General features: G+C 59.5%; 10 protein-coding genes. 4 read left to right on the top strand and 6 right to left on the bottom strand.

The features are described 5' to 3' along the window. Window positions 1–57 precede the first annotated feature (57 nt). Window positions 58–1326 (top strand): c-type cytochrome biogenesis protein CcmI, encoded by a 1269-nt coding sequence (gene ccmI, locus ACESMK_RS07735; RefSeq protein WP_372996909.1) that lies wholly within the window; start codon window positions 58–60, stop codon window positions 1324–1326. A 48-nt stretch (window positions 1327–1374) separates the two neighbouring features. Here ccmI and ACESMK_RS07730 read toward each other — a convergent pair whose 3' ends face one another. Genes ACESMK_RS07730 through ACESMK_RS07705 form a run of 6 tightly spaced genes read right to left on the bottom strand, consistent with a single transcriptional unit; the run spans window position 1375 to window position 8330 of the window. Further along, window positions 1375–3111 (bottom strand): BatD family protein, encoded by a 1737-nt coding sequence (locus tag ACESMK_RS07730; RefSeq protein ID WP_372996907.1) that lies wholly within the window; start codon window positions 3109–3111, stop codon window positions 1375–1377. Next, window positions 3105–4910, bottom strand: coding sequence for a VWA domain-containing protein (locus ACESMK_RS07725; RefSeq protein ID WP_372996905.1), 1806 nt, complete (start codon window positions 4908–4910; stop codon window positions 3105–3107). The genes ACESMK_RS07730 and ACESMK_RS07725 overlap by 7 nt, the downstream gene beginning before the upstream one ends. Next, complete coding sequence (locus tag ACESMK_RS07720; protein ID WP_372996903.1) at window positions 4900–5928, bottom strand: vWA domain-containing protein; 1029 nt, start codon at window positions 5926–5928, stop codon at window positions 4900–4902. Before ACESMK_RS07720 ends, ACESMK_RS07725 begins: the two co-directional genes overlap by 11 nt. Beyond that, window positions 5922–6392 carry a DUF4381 domain-containing protein gene (locus ACESMK_RS07715; RefSeq protein WP_372996901.1) on the bottom strand — a complete coding sequence of 157 codons (471 nt, stop codon included), beginning with the start codon at window positions 6390–6392 and terminating at the stop codon, window positions 5922–5924. The genes ACESMK_RS07720 and ACESMK_RS07715 overlap by 7 nt, the downstream gene beginning before the upstream one ends. Further along, complete coding sequence (locus ACESMK_RS07710; protein ID WP_372996899.1) at window positions 6389–7330, bottom strand: DUF58 domain-containing protein; 942 nt, start codon at window positions 7328–7330, stop codon at window positions 6389–6391. The genes ACESMK_RS07715 and ACESMK_RS07710 overlap by 4 nt, the downstream gene beginning before the upstream one ends. Before the next feature lie 37 nt (window positions 7331–7367). Then, window positions 7368–8330, bottom strand: coding sequence for an AAA family ATPase (locus ACESMK_RS07705; RefSeq protein WP_372996897.1), 963 nt, complete (start codon window positions 8328–8330; stop codon window positions 7368–7370). A 164-nt stretch (window positions 8331–8494) separates the two neighbouring features. Here ACESMK_RS07705 and ACESMK_RS07700 point away from each other — a divergent pair, with 164 nt between their 5' ends. From ACESMK_RS07700 to ACESMK_RS07690, 3 genes are all read left to right on the top strand, one after another. Beyond that, window positions 8495–13381: an NAD-glutamate dehydrogenase gene (locus ACESMK_RS07700; RefSeq protein ID WP_372996895.1), complete on the top strand. Its 4887-nt coding sequence runs from the start codon at window positions 8495–8497 to the stop codon at window positions 13379–13381. Between the two features lie 65 nt (window positions 13382–13446). Continuing rightward, window positions 13447–14130, top strand: coding sequence for a carbonate dehydratase (can, locus tag ACESMK_RS07695; protein WP_372996893.1), 684 nt, complete (start codon window positions 13447–13449; stop codon window positions 14128–14130). A gap of 120 nt (window positions 14131–14250) precedes the next feature. Continuing rightward, a complete protein-coding gene (locus ACESMK_RS07690; protein ID WP_372996891.1) occupies window positions 14251–14424 on the top strand; it encodes a hypothetical protein in 174 nt (57 codons plus the stop codon). The last annotated feature ends 30 nt before the right edge of the window (window positions 14425–14454 follow it).

Here is a 14454-nt window from a genome sequence, read left to right as displayed (position 1 = left end):
CCCTGGATGTTAAAGCCGCTACCTCATTCTTAATTCCGAACCTGTGACTGAAATTCCATGACTGAAACTTTCTGGATTGCCGCAACGGTATTGATCATTTTTGCCCTCTTGTTTGTGCTGTACCCGGTCTTTTTCCACCGGGTCGGTGCCCGGGAACAGGTGGACCTTAAAAACCAGAATCTGATGGCCTATCGCTCAAGGATGAAAGAGCTCGATAGCGAGTATGAGGCCGGTATCCTGGACGACGAAAATTACCGGCAACTCAAGGAAGAGCTGGCCGGAAGCATGCTGGACGATGTACCGGACCAGGAGCAGGCGAGGCCGGTGATCAGTGGTCGCAGGAGTGCCGTGGCAGTGGCACTGCTGTCGATTCTCCTGATTCCGGCGGCAACGTTTTACCTGTATGAGCGTTGGGGGGCGATGGACCGTGTCGAGCAATTCATCACCATGCAGGAAATGGGGGCAACCGACGGTTCCAGACAGGCCCAGATGATCGAGCTTGCCGGACAGCTCCGGGAGCGGCTTGAGGCCAGTCCCGATAATCCGGATGGCTGGGCCATGCTGGGGCGTACCTACATGCGGCTGGAGCGTTATGATGATGCGGCCTGGGCGTTCCGCCAACTGGCCAGCAACGTCAGTGATGATGACCGGGCGGAAGCGGTTGCCTATGGCCTGTCTGCCCAGGCATTGTTCTTCGGTAGCGAAGGTGCCATGACGGAAGAGGTAACCGCAGCCATCGAACAGGCTCGCCAATTGAACCCGGACGAAGTGAATGCCCTTGGTTTGCTGGGTATCAACGCCTTCAGCCAGCAGGATTACCGGCAAGCGATCGAATATTGGGAGCGGATAGAAACGGTCGCTCCCGATCACCCACAGATTGCCTCCATTCGTGAAGGTGTTCGCGGGGCCTACACTCGCCTGGGTGAAGAACCGCCAGGACAGGTTGAGGAACCCGAAACTGCCGGCACCGGTGTAACCGTGCGGGTGACGCTTGCCGAGGACTTGCGGGATCAGGTGCCTGAGGACACCACCCTGTTCCTGTTTGCCCGTGAGGCCAATGTCCGCCAGGGCGCGCCTCTGGCCGTCGCCCGGCTTACGGCAAACCAGCTGCCCGTCGAAATCCGGTTGGATGACCGGTACGCCATGTCGCCCCAGGCAACCATTTCGAGTGTTGATGAGGTTGTCGTGACGGCCCGTCTCAGTCGTTCCGGAAGCGTGAACGCCCAGGCAGGAGACTGGCAGGGGACCACAGACGTGCCGGTGTCGGTTAACGAGGGCCAGGAAGAACCGGTAGCAATCGTGATTGACCAGCAGTTGATTGACTGATCAGATCAAGCGGGCCGCGTCCGGCCCGGTTTTGTCACGGGATGCGAGTCAGGACAGCCCCTCCGGATAGAGAGGTGGCAAAGCACCTCTGGAGTTGTCAGGCGTCTGCTTCCGGATTTGCTCAAGGGCCCGGGCGCATGGGCGGCCATCCCAGGCGTCGTTGTCGTGCCGGGGTGAGAAGAGCCTGGCCTGCAGTCTTCTGAGTTCCGTTGCCAGTGTCTCGTCGCGAAAATGATTGACAACATCGGCTGCGGAACGGAACCCGTGGCCGGGAACGTGCAGGTTTGCCCATTCCACCAGAAGCTCCGGGGTTTCTGCGGAACCGTCCCTAACAGCCTTGATCAGTCGTTCATAGGCGGCATTTTCCCCCTGGTTTTCGATGAGGATCGCGGACTTCGGCCGATTTCTCCGAGACCACCACCATGCCAGTGCCGTTACTGCCCACAGAAGTCCCAGGGCCAGACTGAGCCATTGCCACACACCGGATGCGCCAGCTGCCGGGGGCGCAGTCGATTCGTCCCCTGAGGAATCCGGTTCCGGTGCGGTTTCGTCTCCGGAGCTTTGTGGTGGTTCTGTAGCGGCGACCGCATTCGGGTTTTTTACAGTGAGGGTTCTTTCCGGAATTTCGGCAACGCGCTCCCGGTCTGCTTCTGTGTCCCACCAGTGTATACGAATGGCGGGCAGGGTCATTTGACCGTCTTCAACCGGTACCAGCGCCACGGACTGGCTGAGCGACGAGGTGAGGCCCGCTGGTGTCGTCTCTGTACGCCGCTCAGGCTCCTCGGGGTAACTCCGCAAGCCCTCGGGCACGGCCTCCGGCAAAGGCGGCAGAGCTTCCGATGGCAGTCCCGCCGCAGTCAGCTGAATCTCGCGGGTAATGTTTTCGCCGGTGGCCACGTCGAGGCTCGGTGGAAGTCCGGATTCCTCAAGCGATACCCCGGTTGCCGGCAGCCAGGTTTTGCCGCTGAATTGGGGCGGGACATCCTTGACGGGCACTTCGAAGAGCTCCGCGCTGTCCCTGAGAAACCGGAGGCTACCCGAGGCATCTCTTGCCTGGCCCTCAAACCGGATCGGAGCAAGTCTGAGATTGCCGGGCCGCTGGGGGAACAGCGCATACCGGCGTTCCACCACGCGGTAACGGACACCGTCTCGATAGCGCGTGAACTCCTGCTGTCTGCCGAGAGACTCAATAATGGCATGGGGGTGCTCCGGTTCCGACAATTCCCCCCGAATCAGATTGCCGCGGAAGAAAAGGCGGACGGTCAGAATCAATTGCTCCTGAACGTACACTTCGTCCTTGTCGGCGGAAAGCTCAATAAAACTGTCGCGGCCGGGCGCCGCCTGATCTGGCGGTGTCCCATCCACCACTTCCACCGTCACAGGTTCGGAAACCGCATCCTTGAAGGTCAGGGCGGGAATGGTCAGTTCGCCCGTGGATTTCGGGGCGAGCTGATAGGTCCAGGTAATTTCTCCCACCATCTGGCTGTTGACGGTGCGGATACTGTACTGCTGGTTCCGGGCGAGGATCTCGAAATCCGGCTCCACCTTTTCGATATCGGGTTTGGGGAGGCTGGACATGTCGAAATCGAACAGGTTGCCGAGATTGATATCGATTTCCATGCTGCCTTTGACGGTCAGTGTCAGCACCTCGCCCTCGTAGAGCCGGGTTCTGTCCGGTTCGACGCTCAGTTGCTGTGACTGTGATTGTGCCTGGACCTGCGCCGGCAGCCAGAGGGCTGTTAGCAGAAACAGACAGACGGCAGGCATGATCAGCCGTTTTACCATGGTGTATCACCCTCGTCGGATGGAGTCTGGCGTTGTTGATATTGCTGCAGGAACTTGCGTTGCAACAACCCGCCCGGGTTGTCGGGCACCCGTCTCAGCCACTGTTCCTGGCTCTGGCTCAGGGGTGTTTCGGAAATCGGGGCGGGCGCCTGTGCCTGGCCCGACGGCGATTCCTTCTCGCCCGATGCCGGCTCGGGTTCGCTATCTTCCCGGGTCTCCTCCGGCTGATTCTGCTCGGTGGCCTGACTGTCCGACTGATCCTGATTGCCTTGAGAGGACTGACTGTTTTCGGGATTTTGCTGCTGATCGCTGCCCGAATTGCCGGAATTCTCGCTCTCACCGTTTCCGTCCTGATCCTGACGGTTCTGTTGCTGATTACCCTCGTTGTTCCGGGAATCCGAGGAATCCTGTTGGTCGCCGTCCTGATTCTGTTTCTGCTGATTCAGAAGCTCCTCGACAATTTGTCGGTTGTGACGGGCATCTTCCAGATCCGGGGCCTGGTCCAGAGCTGCATCATAGGCAGCGACGGCCTCCTCCAGTTTGCCGGCACGGGCCAGTGCATTGCCCCGGTTATAACTGCCGCGCGGGCCCCGTGCCCGGGCAAACGCATCGGCGGCGCTGTCGAACTGGCCAGAACGATAGAGTGCGGAACCTCGCCATTCCGGATCGTCCAGCTGGCGGGCGGCTGCTTCCGGGCTTTTCTGAATCAGTTCAGGGGCTCTCTGATCCTGTCGTTGCCAGAGCTCATCCCAGCTTATGGCCGCGGCAGGCTGCGGCCAGACCGGCAGGAGGGTCAGGATGAGCGCACTGAAGGCTCCGCGTCGCCAGCCAATCAATACCAGAGGCAAAGCCAGCCAGAGTAGCCAGTAGCCGTCGTCCTGCCAGCGACTGACGGTAAGCCCGTCCTCAGAGTCCTGCCAGTCGTCACTGTCCCGGGGGCTGAGCCCCAGGGAATCAATATCGGTGTCGTCGAGAGTCAGCTCATGGCTGCGGCCCCCGGTTCTGCTGGCGAGCTCAGCCAATGCTTCTGGGTTGGCACGGCTGATTACAATGTCGCCGTTTTCACGGATGAATCCGCGCCGGGCCAGGGGGATGGGGCCGCCTTCCTCCGTTCCGACAACCAGGGTATTGAGCGCGTACCCGGTTCCGGAGAGGGTATTCCGGATGGCATCCACGTAGCGGCTGCTGATGTCGTCGGTGATCAGCAGGATCCGGCCTTCTCCGGGCGCGCCCTGTTGCAGCAGTTCTTTCGCCCTCGCAACCGCAAGATCCGCCCGGTTACCAGTGGCGGGCATGATGACCGGGTCGAGCACATTGAGCATGCCGGCGATGGTGCGACCATCATCCGTCAGAGGGGTTACCACATGGGCGTCACCCGAAAAAACCAGCAGGCCGGTCAGGCTGCCTTCCCGCAGGGCGAGGATATCGCGGATCTTTCGCTTTGCCCGGGTAAGGCGGTCCGGCTCGACGTCCGTTGCCAGCATTGACAGGGAAAGGTCCAGTGCTATTACGAGGCTGTCGCCCGGCTGTTTCAGGGGCGTGGGCGCCTCCCGCCAGGCGGGCCCGGCCAGCGCCAGGGACAGAATGACCAGGGCAGCCGCCGCTGGAACCAGGGGCGAGCCGGGCGACTTCCCCGAGCTGCCTTCATGCCGTATCAGGGGGGAGAGCAGATTGGCCGGAATAAGGCGTGACCAGCCGCTGTCGCCGAGACGAAGCTGCCTGAGTGCCAGGTACAGGAGCGGCACCAGGAGGATCAGCAGCAGCCAGAGAGGTCGGAGGAAATGGAAATCAGCCAGCATGCCTGTTCTCCTCTTTGTCCTGGCGAGACGTGGTAGCCAGTTCGCTGCCGTGCCGAACCAGAAACAGGACGAGCCAGAGCATGACAGCAAGGCCCGCTGGCCAGACATAAAGTTCGGTAACGGGACGGTAGTACTTGCCTTCCAGTTCAATGGGCTCCAGTTGATCAATGCTCTCGTAGATCAGCTCGAGTTCCGGCAAACTGCGGGCCCGGAAATACTCGCCTCCGGTTTGCTGGGCCATCCGGGTCAACAGGTTTTCGTCCAGATCCCGGGAGGGATTGACCCGGCGCGAACCCAACAGGCCACGCTGAACCATGGATTCAGCGCCAATGCCGATGGTGTAAAGGCGAATACTGGCAGCAGAGGCAATTTCTGTCGCCTTGTCCGGCGTTATTTCCCCGGCGGTATTGGCGCCATCGGTCAGCAATACCACGACTCTCTGGTCCTGGGGTCTGTCCCTGAGCCGTTTGGTGGCAAGACCCACGGCGTCGCCTATCGCCGTGGCGCGCCCCGCCATGCCCAGACCCGCCTCGCGCATCAGGGTTCTGACAGTCTCAAGATCAAAGGTAAGTGGAGCCTGAACGTAGGGCTCTGTGCCGAACAGGATCAAACCGAGACGGTCACCCTGGCGGCGGGAGATAAAATCATCCAGCACCCGTTTGACGGCCTGCAGTCGGTTGATACTTCGGCCCTGAAGTACCATGTCCTGCTCATCCATGCTGGGGGAAATGTCCACTACAAGCATCAGGTCACGGCCGGATACCGGCATCTGGACCTGCTCACCCACATGCTGGGGCCTTGCCAGTGCGACCACGAGGAGCACCCACATCAGGAACAGCACCACTTGCTGCCAAAGCGGCACTGCATTGCCGCGGCGGCTTACGCCGGGCAAATCGGAAAGCCAGTGACCCACCGGCAGAACCGGTGCGTCAACGGATTGCCCCCGGGGTTTGCGCCATTTCAGGATCAGGGGAACGAGGACCAGAACCAGCACCCAGGGCCAGGCAAAACTCAGCATTTCTGCCCTCCCAGCCACAGCCGGGCGAACGCCAGAGCCTGAGCAGGTTCCGTGGAAACCGAGGGCCGCCAGGCACTGTGGACCAGTTCCTCTGCAACCGGTCTGGAGGCTACCCGGTCTTTCGGGGCGGTCGCCAGCAGGAATTCCACCCAGGCCTCGCCGGACAGGGCTTCCGGGTGCTGTTCCGGGTAGCGCTCACGAGCGGCCTGTTTGAGCAGTGTGTTCAGTTGAACGAACCACCAGGGTTCGGGAACGGCCGACCGTTCCAGCCTGGCAAGTTCGGCCCTTGCGGACCGGAGCCAGCGATTCCGTCTTCTGCGCCGGAGATAGAGCCAGGCAAGGGTGGCGAATGCGGCGAGCAGCAGGATGGCCAGAATCCACCAGCCGGGTGCCGGTGGCCAGAAACCGCCGGGCTCGGGCAGGTGAATGTCTCTGAGTTCGCTGAGCGGATCCTGCGCATTCATCCGATTCGTCCTCCGGGCCCAAGGAGCAGTTTCAGCGCGACGGCGGGATCGTCTGCGGTCGACACTTCTGCTGCAGTGACGCCCGAGGTCCGGAAACATTCCCTCAGCCGATGTTCATGGCTGGTCACCTTTTCGTGCCAGGCCTTCTGGAAACGTGAATTACCTGCGTCAAACCACACCGGTCCGTCTGGACCGGCCACCGCAAAACGGCCGCTCTTCGGCAGCTCTTTTTCCAGTGGATCGACGACTCTCAGAGCGCTGACAGCGTTGTGCCGGGCCAGTGCGCCGAGCAGGGCCCCGGTATCTTCCGAGATGTCCAGAAAATCACTGATCACGAAGATCCGGCTGCCTGTGTGGGCCACCCGGCGGGCTTCGGTCAACGCCGTATCCAGCCTGCTTTGGCGCAGTTGTGGCTCCTGTGTCGGGCCGTGATTATCCCGGCGCTGCTGTTCTGCCAGGGTGTCCAGCAACCGAAGAACAGACTTCTTTCGACGGGCAGGGCGCAGAACACTCAGGGCCTCGCCATTAAAGACGATGCCGCCCACCTGATCACCGGACCACAACGCCAGCCAGGCGAGAATGGCGGCAAGCTGGGCACAACGCACCTGTTTGAAGGCGCCAGTGCTGGCGAAAAACAGGCTGGGGCCGAGGTCGCACAGGAGCAGGACGGGCCGCTCCCGTTCTTCTTCGTAAAGTTTGGTGTGGGGCTCCTGGCGTCTGGCCGTGACCCGCCAGTCGATACTCCGGATATCGTCTCCGGGCTGGTACAAACGGACCTCTGCAAATGCCATCCCGCGGCCCCGCAATGGGGATCGTTGCAGGCCGGCCTGACGGGAACGCACTGGACGGGCCGAGGGCAGCTTGAGTGCCCGGGCATCCGCCTGCAAGCGGATAAGATCCGGTAGGCCAATGTGCGTTTTTGCTTCGGTGTTGCCCATGCCTGACGGCTCCCGTGTGTGACTTCCGGCGATGGCTTCAGGCGCTCACAGGGACACGTTCGATCAGCCGCTCGATCACCGTGTCGGCGGTCATGCCTTCGGCCTCTGCTTCAAACGTCAGGAGAATTCGATGCCGGAGCACATCGAAGGCCATGGCGCGCACATCATCCGGAGTGACGTAGTCGCGGCCGTCAAGCCAGGCCAGGGCCCGGGCACAGCGGTCCAGGGCGATGGTGCCGCGGGGGCTGGCACCGAACGCGGTCCAGCGCGCAAGTTCCGGATCCAGTGCCGCCGGGTCACGGGTTGCCAGAACCAGCGCCAGCAGGTATTGCTCCACCGGTTCTGCCATGTAGATGTTGGCGACTTCCGCCCGGGCGTCGAAGACCTGGTTTGCCGTCAGACGCAGGTCCGTTTTCGGCAGGCCATGGCGATAATCATTCCTTGCCAGCTGCAGAATGGCCTTCTCAGCTTCTGCTGATGGATAGTGGATAACCACATGCATCAGGAACCGGTCCAGTTGGGCTTCCGGCAGCGGGTAGGTGCCTTCCTGTTCTATCGGGTTCTGGGTCGCCATGACCAGGAACAGCCGGTCCAGCGGGAAGGTGCGCATGCCGACGCTGATCTGGCGTTCACCCATGGCCTCAAGCAGCGCCGATTGCACCTTAGCGGGTGCCCGGTTGATTTCATCGGCAAGGACCAGGTTATGGAAAATCGGGCCGCGCTGGAATTCGAACTGCCCCGTCTCCGGTCGGTAGATTTCACTGCCGGTGACATCCGATGGCAGCAGGTCCGGTGTAAACTGGATCCGGTGAAAATCGCCGTCCAGGTGGTCGGCAAGGGCTTTGATGGCTGTGGTCTTGGCGAGTCCCGGAGCACCTTCAACGAGCAGGTGGCCATCGGCGAGCAGAGCGATCAGCAGACGATCCACAAGTTTTTCCTGCCCGATTATCCGTTTGGCTAACTGCTCCCGTAACTCACCGAACGTATGCTGTAACGACATTGGAAATGACTGCTCTCTCTGTCTGGGGGATTCTCCGGAGAAACCCGTATCGTGCGTAGGTAGTTGCCGAAGTTTTGGCGTCTGGCCGGCAAAAATCAAGGGTTTGACTATGCTTATGTGACGATACGCCGATTACGTTTATTTCACACTAACTGAGGTCGACCATGAATGCGCTGACAGTGGCCAGCAAGGATCAGTTCTTTGAACAGTTGGCTGACGCTTTCGCAAAGAAGATTACCAAAACCGAAGCCAAAAAAATCAGCGAGTTTGCCAAGCAACATTACGCGCATATTCCCCTTGAGGAACTGGTCAGCCGACGATTTGCCGATACCTACGGCGCCGTACTGGCGGCCTGGCAATTCCTCCAGAAGCGGTCCGCCGAAGAAACGCCGGTTGCCGTGTTCAATCCGGATCTGGAGAGCGACGGCTGGCAGTCGACCCATACCGTGGTTTTTATTCTGCATCCGAACATTCCCTTTCTGATCGATTCCCTGCGAATTGCCATCAACCAGCGGGAAATCGGTACCCACTCCATCCAGCATTCAATCCTGCAAGTGGAGAGGCAGAACGATGGCAAACTGAAAAAGCTGCATACCAGCAAAAAGACGGCGTCTGGCGCCGCCTACGAGGCCTTCATCGTTCTTGAGATTGATCGCCACAGCAACCCGGAGGACCTGAGGGAGCTGGAGGGCACCCTGCAGAACGTGCTGCATGAGGTCCGGATTGCGGTGGGCGATTTCCCGGTGGTCACTGAAAAGGTAAACGAAATCATCGGAGAGCTGGACAGTACTACCGCGGGTATCAATGACGAGCAGAAGGAGGAAGCCCGGGCGTTCCTGGAATGGCTGGCCCGGGATCATTTTACGTTTCTCGGCTATGACGAGTACGACTTCGCCAAGGATAAAAGCGGTATGGTCGTCCGGCGGGTGGAGAACTCCGAGCTGGGTATTTTGCGGGTTAACAATGAGCGCCCGGACCGGGTTCGCCTGAACGAACTACCGCAGCGCACCCGCCATGAGATGACCCGAAGCGACGATATTTTTATCTTCGCCAAATCGGCTCAACGTTCCCGGGTGCACCGTCCGGCCTACCCGGACTACATTGCGGTCAAGAAGTTCAACAGCAAGGGTGAGGTTGTCGGTGAGCGTCGTTTCCTGGGTCTTTACACGGCCCGGGTTTACAACGAACGGCCCGATGAGATTCCCCTGCTGCGGCGCAAGTTTCAGAGCGTGATGAAACGGTCCGGATTTCTTCGTGATGACTACGCCGGCAAGGAGCTGGAGCAGATCCTGACCCTGTACCCCCGGGACGAACTGTTCCAGATCGAGCCCGACGAGTTGCTCAAGGTGGCGAAGAGTATCCTTTACATCCAGGAGCGTCGCCGCATAGAGCTGTTCATGCGGGAGGATGTATACGGGCAGTTCGTCACCTGCCTGGCGTTCTTCCCCAGGGACATCTACAACACGGAACTGCGGCTGAAGGTCGAGCAGGTGTTGGTTGACCGGCTGGATGCTGAAGACGTGGAATTTGTGACGCACTTTTCCGAATCGGTACTGGCCCGTGTCCAGTTCACCATCCGGGTGCCTCAGGTCGAGAACCGGCAGCTTCCAACAGCGGAGATCCGGGAAAAAGTCATCGAACTTGCCCAATCCTGGCGGGACGGCCTTTCCGAAGCGCTGAACGAGGCCTGGGGCGAAGAGCAGGGCAACGAGCTTTATCGCCTGTGGGCTGGCGGTTTCCCGGCCAGTTACACCGACATGTTCTCACCCCGGCGCGCCGCGATTGATCTGGAACATATTGCGGCATCCGCGAACAACCAGGACCTGGCCATGAGTTTCTACAGGGCCCTGGAAGAGGATGAGAGTACGCTCCATTTCAAGCTCTTCTACCCGGACGAGCCTTTGCCGCTGTCGGATGTCATGCCGATATTCGATAATCTGGGTTTCCGGGTGATCGGTGAGCATCCCTTCGAGGTAACTGACCGGCACAACAAGACGGTCTGGATCCACGACTTCACCCTCAAGGCCCACACCGGCAACGTGGTGGATATTCACCGGATCCGGCCAATCTTTGAGGACCTCTTCCGCCGGGTCTGGTTCGGTGAGGCGGAGAATGATGCCTTCAACCGGATGCTGCTGTCGTCCTACATGAGCTGGCGGGAAATCGCTCTGTTGCGAACCTATGCCCGGTACATGCGCCAGATCCGGTTCTCCAACAGTCAGACCTTTATTTCCAACACCCTGGTGAACCATGTTGATCTGACCCGTTTGTTGCTGGAGTTCTTCGAGATCCGGTTCAACCCGGAGCGCTATCAGAGCCCTGGCAAAAGTCAGGCGGCCCAGCAGAAGCTGGAGATCGAGTTCAATGCCGGCCTCGAGAATGTTGATAATCTCAGTGAAGACCGTGTGCTTCGGCTTTACCTGGAGCTCATCCAGGCCACCCTGCGCACCAACTACTACCAGCTCGACGAAGCCGGAGGACCCAAGCCCTACATCAGTGTGAAGTTCGATCCCTCGCAGATTCCGGACATGCCGCTGCCCATGCCGATGTTCGAGATTTTCGTCTACTCACCAAGGGTTGAGGGGGTTCATCTTCGGGGCGGCAAAGTTGCCCGGGGTGGCTTGCGCTGGTCCGACCGCTTCGAGGATTACCGCACCGAGATCCTGGGGCTGGTAAAGGCCCAGCAGGTCAAGAACGCGGTCATCGTGCCTGTCGGCGCGAAGGGCGGGTTTGTTGCCAAGCGACTGCCCGATCCGTCAGACCGGGAGGCCTTTCAGGCGGAGGGTATCGAAGCCTATAAAACCTTCATCCGGGGTTTGCTGGATATCACCGACAATCTGGTGGATGCAGGGATTCAGTCGCCGGAACGGGTTATCCGTCACGATGAAGATGATCATTATCTGGTTGTCGCCGCGGACAAAGGTACTGCAACCTTCTCGGATATTGCCAACGGCCTGGCGGCAGAGTATGGCTTCTGGATGGGGGATGCCTTCGCGTCCGGTGGCAGTAATGGCTACGATCACAAGAAAATGGGTATTACCGCCCGGGGCGCCTGGGTTTCGGTGGAGCGCCATTTCCGGGAGATGGGGATCAACCCGGCCCTGGACGAATTTACCGCCATCGGTATCGGCGACATGGGTGGCGACGTTTTCGGCAACGGAATGTTGTGCTCAGAGAAAACCCGGTTAGTGGCTGCCTTCAACCACATTCATATCTTTATTGACCCGGCTCCGGACCCGGAGAGGAGTTACAAGGAGCGCAAGCGCCTGTTCGGGCTGCCTCGTTCCGCGTGGACCGATTACGACAGCAAGCTCATCTCCAAGGGGGGCGGGGTGTTCAGCCGGAATGCCAAGTCTATCCCGGTCAGCCCGGAGATGAAGAAGCTGTTGGGCATCAAATCCGACCGGGTGCCGCCAAACATGCTGATTTCACACATTCTCAAAGCCCAGGTCGACCTGCTTTGGGTGGGTGGTATCGGCACCTATGTGAAGGGCGCCAGCGAAACCCAAAGTGACGTGGGCGACAAGGCCAATGACGGATTGCGGATCAACGGCTCGGAACTGCGTTGCAAGGTGGTCGGCGAGGGCGGCAACCTTGGGCTGACCCAGCTCGGCCGGATTGAATTCGCGCTCCGGGGCGGGCGTCTCAATACCGACTTTATCGATAACTCCGGTGGCGTGGACTGTTCCGACCATGAGGTCAACATGAAGATCCTGCTCAACCGGGCCGTTGCCATGGGTGACCTCACCAACAAGCAACGCAATGTCATGCTTGAGGAGATGACCGATGATGTTGCCGAGCTTGTTCTCAAGAATAACTACCGCCAGACCCAGGCGATCAGTATTGCCAGTGAGGATGCGGCGAGCCGTCTGGAGGAGTACCGCCGGCTGATGAATACCTTCGAGAACGAGGGTAAGCTCAACCGTTCCCTGGAGTTCCTGCCCGATGACGAGACCCTGTCCGAGCGCAAGCTGGACAAAAAAGGGCTGACTCGGCCGGAATTGTCGGTTCTGATCTCTTATGTAAAAGGGGATCTGAAACAGACCCTGATTGACAGCACATTGCCGGACGATCCATTGCTCGCCGGTGAAATGTACAAGGTGTTTCCCCGTGATCTGACCCAGAAATTCTCGAAGGAACTGGGAGAGCATCAGCTACGTCGTGAAATCATCGCCACCCAGATTGCCAATGACATGGTCAACCACATGGGTATTACCTTTGTGGAGCGCCTGAACCAGTCAACCGGTGCCGATGCAGCGTCCATTGCGCTGGCCTGGATCATTTCCCGGGATGTGTTCCGCATTGATAACTGGTGGGACAGGATTGAGGATCTGGATTTTCATGTGCCGGCGCAGCTTCAGATGGAGCTTATGCAGGACCTGATGAGGTTGATGCGGCGCTCGGTTCGCTGGCTGTTGCGCAACCGCCGAGCCGAACTGAGCATCCAGAACCATATGGAGCGTTTCGCCGACAGCGTCTGGGCCATTACCGCAGGACTGCCGGAATATCTTGGCGATCAGGCCCGGACCACCTGGGAAAAACGGCACCAGGCCCTGGTGGATGCGGGCCTGCCGTCAGAATTGGCGTCCGTTGTGTCCGGTACCGGGCACCTGTACTCGTCCCTGGGTATCATCGAGGCACAGGAAGCAACCGGCATGCCCCTGAAGACCGTAGCCAACCTCTATTATGAGCTGGGTGATCGTCTGGATCTCAACTGGTTTGCCAATGCTATTGCTTCATTGACACCCGCCTCCCACTGGCAGGCTCTGGCCAGGGAGAGTTTTCGGGAGGACCTCGACTGGCAACAGCGCGCGCTGACCACCGGCGTACTCAAGCTTGCCGGGAAACCGGAAGACGTGCCCGCCTGTGTCGAGAACTGGCTCGAGCGGCACCACCAGATGATTGGTCGGTGGAAGTCCATGCTGTCGGAACTCAAGGGAGTCAGGGAACCGGAGTACGCCATGTTCTCGGTGGCGCTTCGCGAATTGCTGGATCTGGCCCAGAGCACCATGCACCAGCCACACGCAGAGGTGGACCTTCAGACCAACTGAGTATTGCTTTGGCAACCGCATTCCCGTTCAATCGGCAATCGGAAATTATTTAACGGAGCGGGATAATGGGTCAGCTTGACCATCTTCTGGAAAAAAACCGGGCCTGGGCGGATGGCATCAAGGCCCAGGATCCGCAGTTTTTTCATCGCCTGTCCAATCAGCAGGCGCCGGAATACCTCTGGATTGGCTGTGCGGACAGCCGTGTGCCGGCCAACCAGATTGTCGACCTTCTGCCCGGTGAGCTGTTTGTTCATCGGAACGTGGCCAACGTGGTTGTCCATACCGACTTCAACTGCCTGTCGGTGCTTCAGTTTGCGATCGAAGTGCTGAAAGTGAAGCACGTGCTCGTGGTCGGTCATTACGGCTGTGGCGGCGTGAGAGCCGCGTTGCTCAACGAGGGTTTTGGGCTGATCAGCAACTGGCTCCGACACGTTCAGGATGTCCGTGACCGGCATCAGCAAGTGCTGGATGCCGTGTCGAGCGTCCAGGACCGGGTGGACAGGTTGTGCGAGCTGAATGTTGTCGAGCAGGTCGGGCACGTTTGCCAGAACAACATTGTCCAGGAAGCCTGGAAACGCGGCCAGCCTCTCACTGTCCATGGCTTTGTCTATGATGTGGCCGACGGGATTCTCCGGGATATGGGGTTGTCGGTATCCAGCGAGGAAGATCACGAACGGGTCCGGCAGAACAGTATCGACGAGCTGATCCAGCGGCCGGTGCGGTCCGGGCGTCAGAAAACCGTCCAGTAAAGAATGTAAAATTGCGTCAAAGAATCGTGATGAGCGTCACTTTCTGACCCTCGGCGTCATCACAGTTGGTCACCTTCCGCTTTGATAGAGTAGATCGTGCAGTAAGCGAGGAGGTGGACCATGAAAGAACTGATGCAGAAAGCCCTGACGGCACTGAACCAGCGTAAACAGATGGCGGTCGGCTCGGAGCAGCGTGACCGGGGGCAGAAAGTGTCTGAAAACAGTCAGCCTGAAGACTGGGGTATGTCTCCTGAAGATGCCCTGCGGGTCGGTACTGTTGCCCGCTATAAATGACCCATCTGCCCAGGGCCTTTGTTTTCTGAA

The sequence above is a fragment of the Marinobacter sp. genome (assembly GCF_041687235.1).
GTDB lineage: Bacteria > Pseudomonadota > Gammaproteobacteria > Pseudomonadales > Oleiphilaceae > Marinobacter.
Note: the sequence above shows the minus strand (reverse complement) of the source record. Positions and strands in the feature narration are given on the sequence as shown.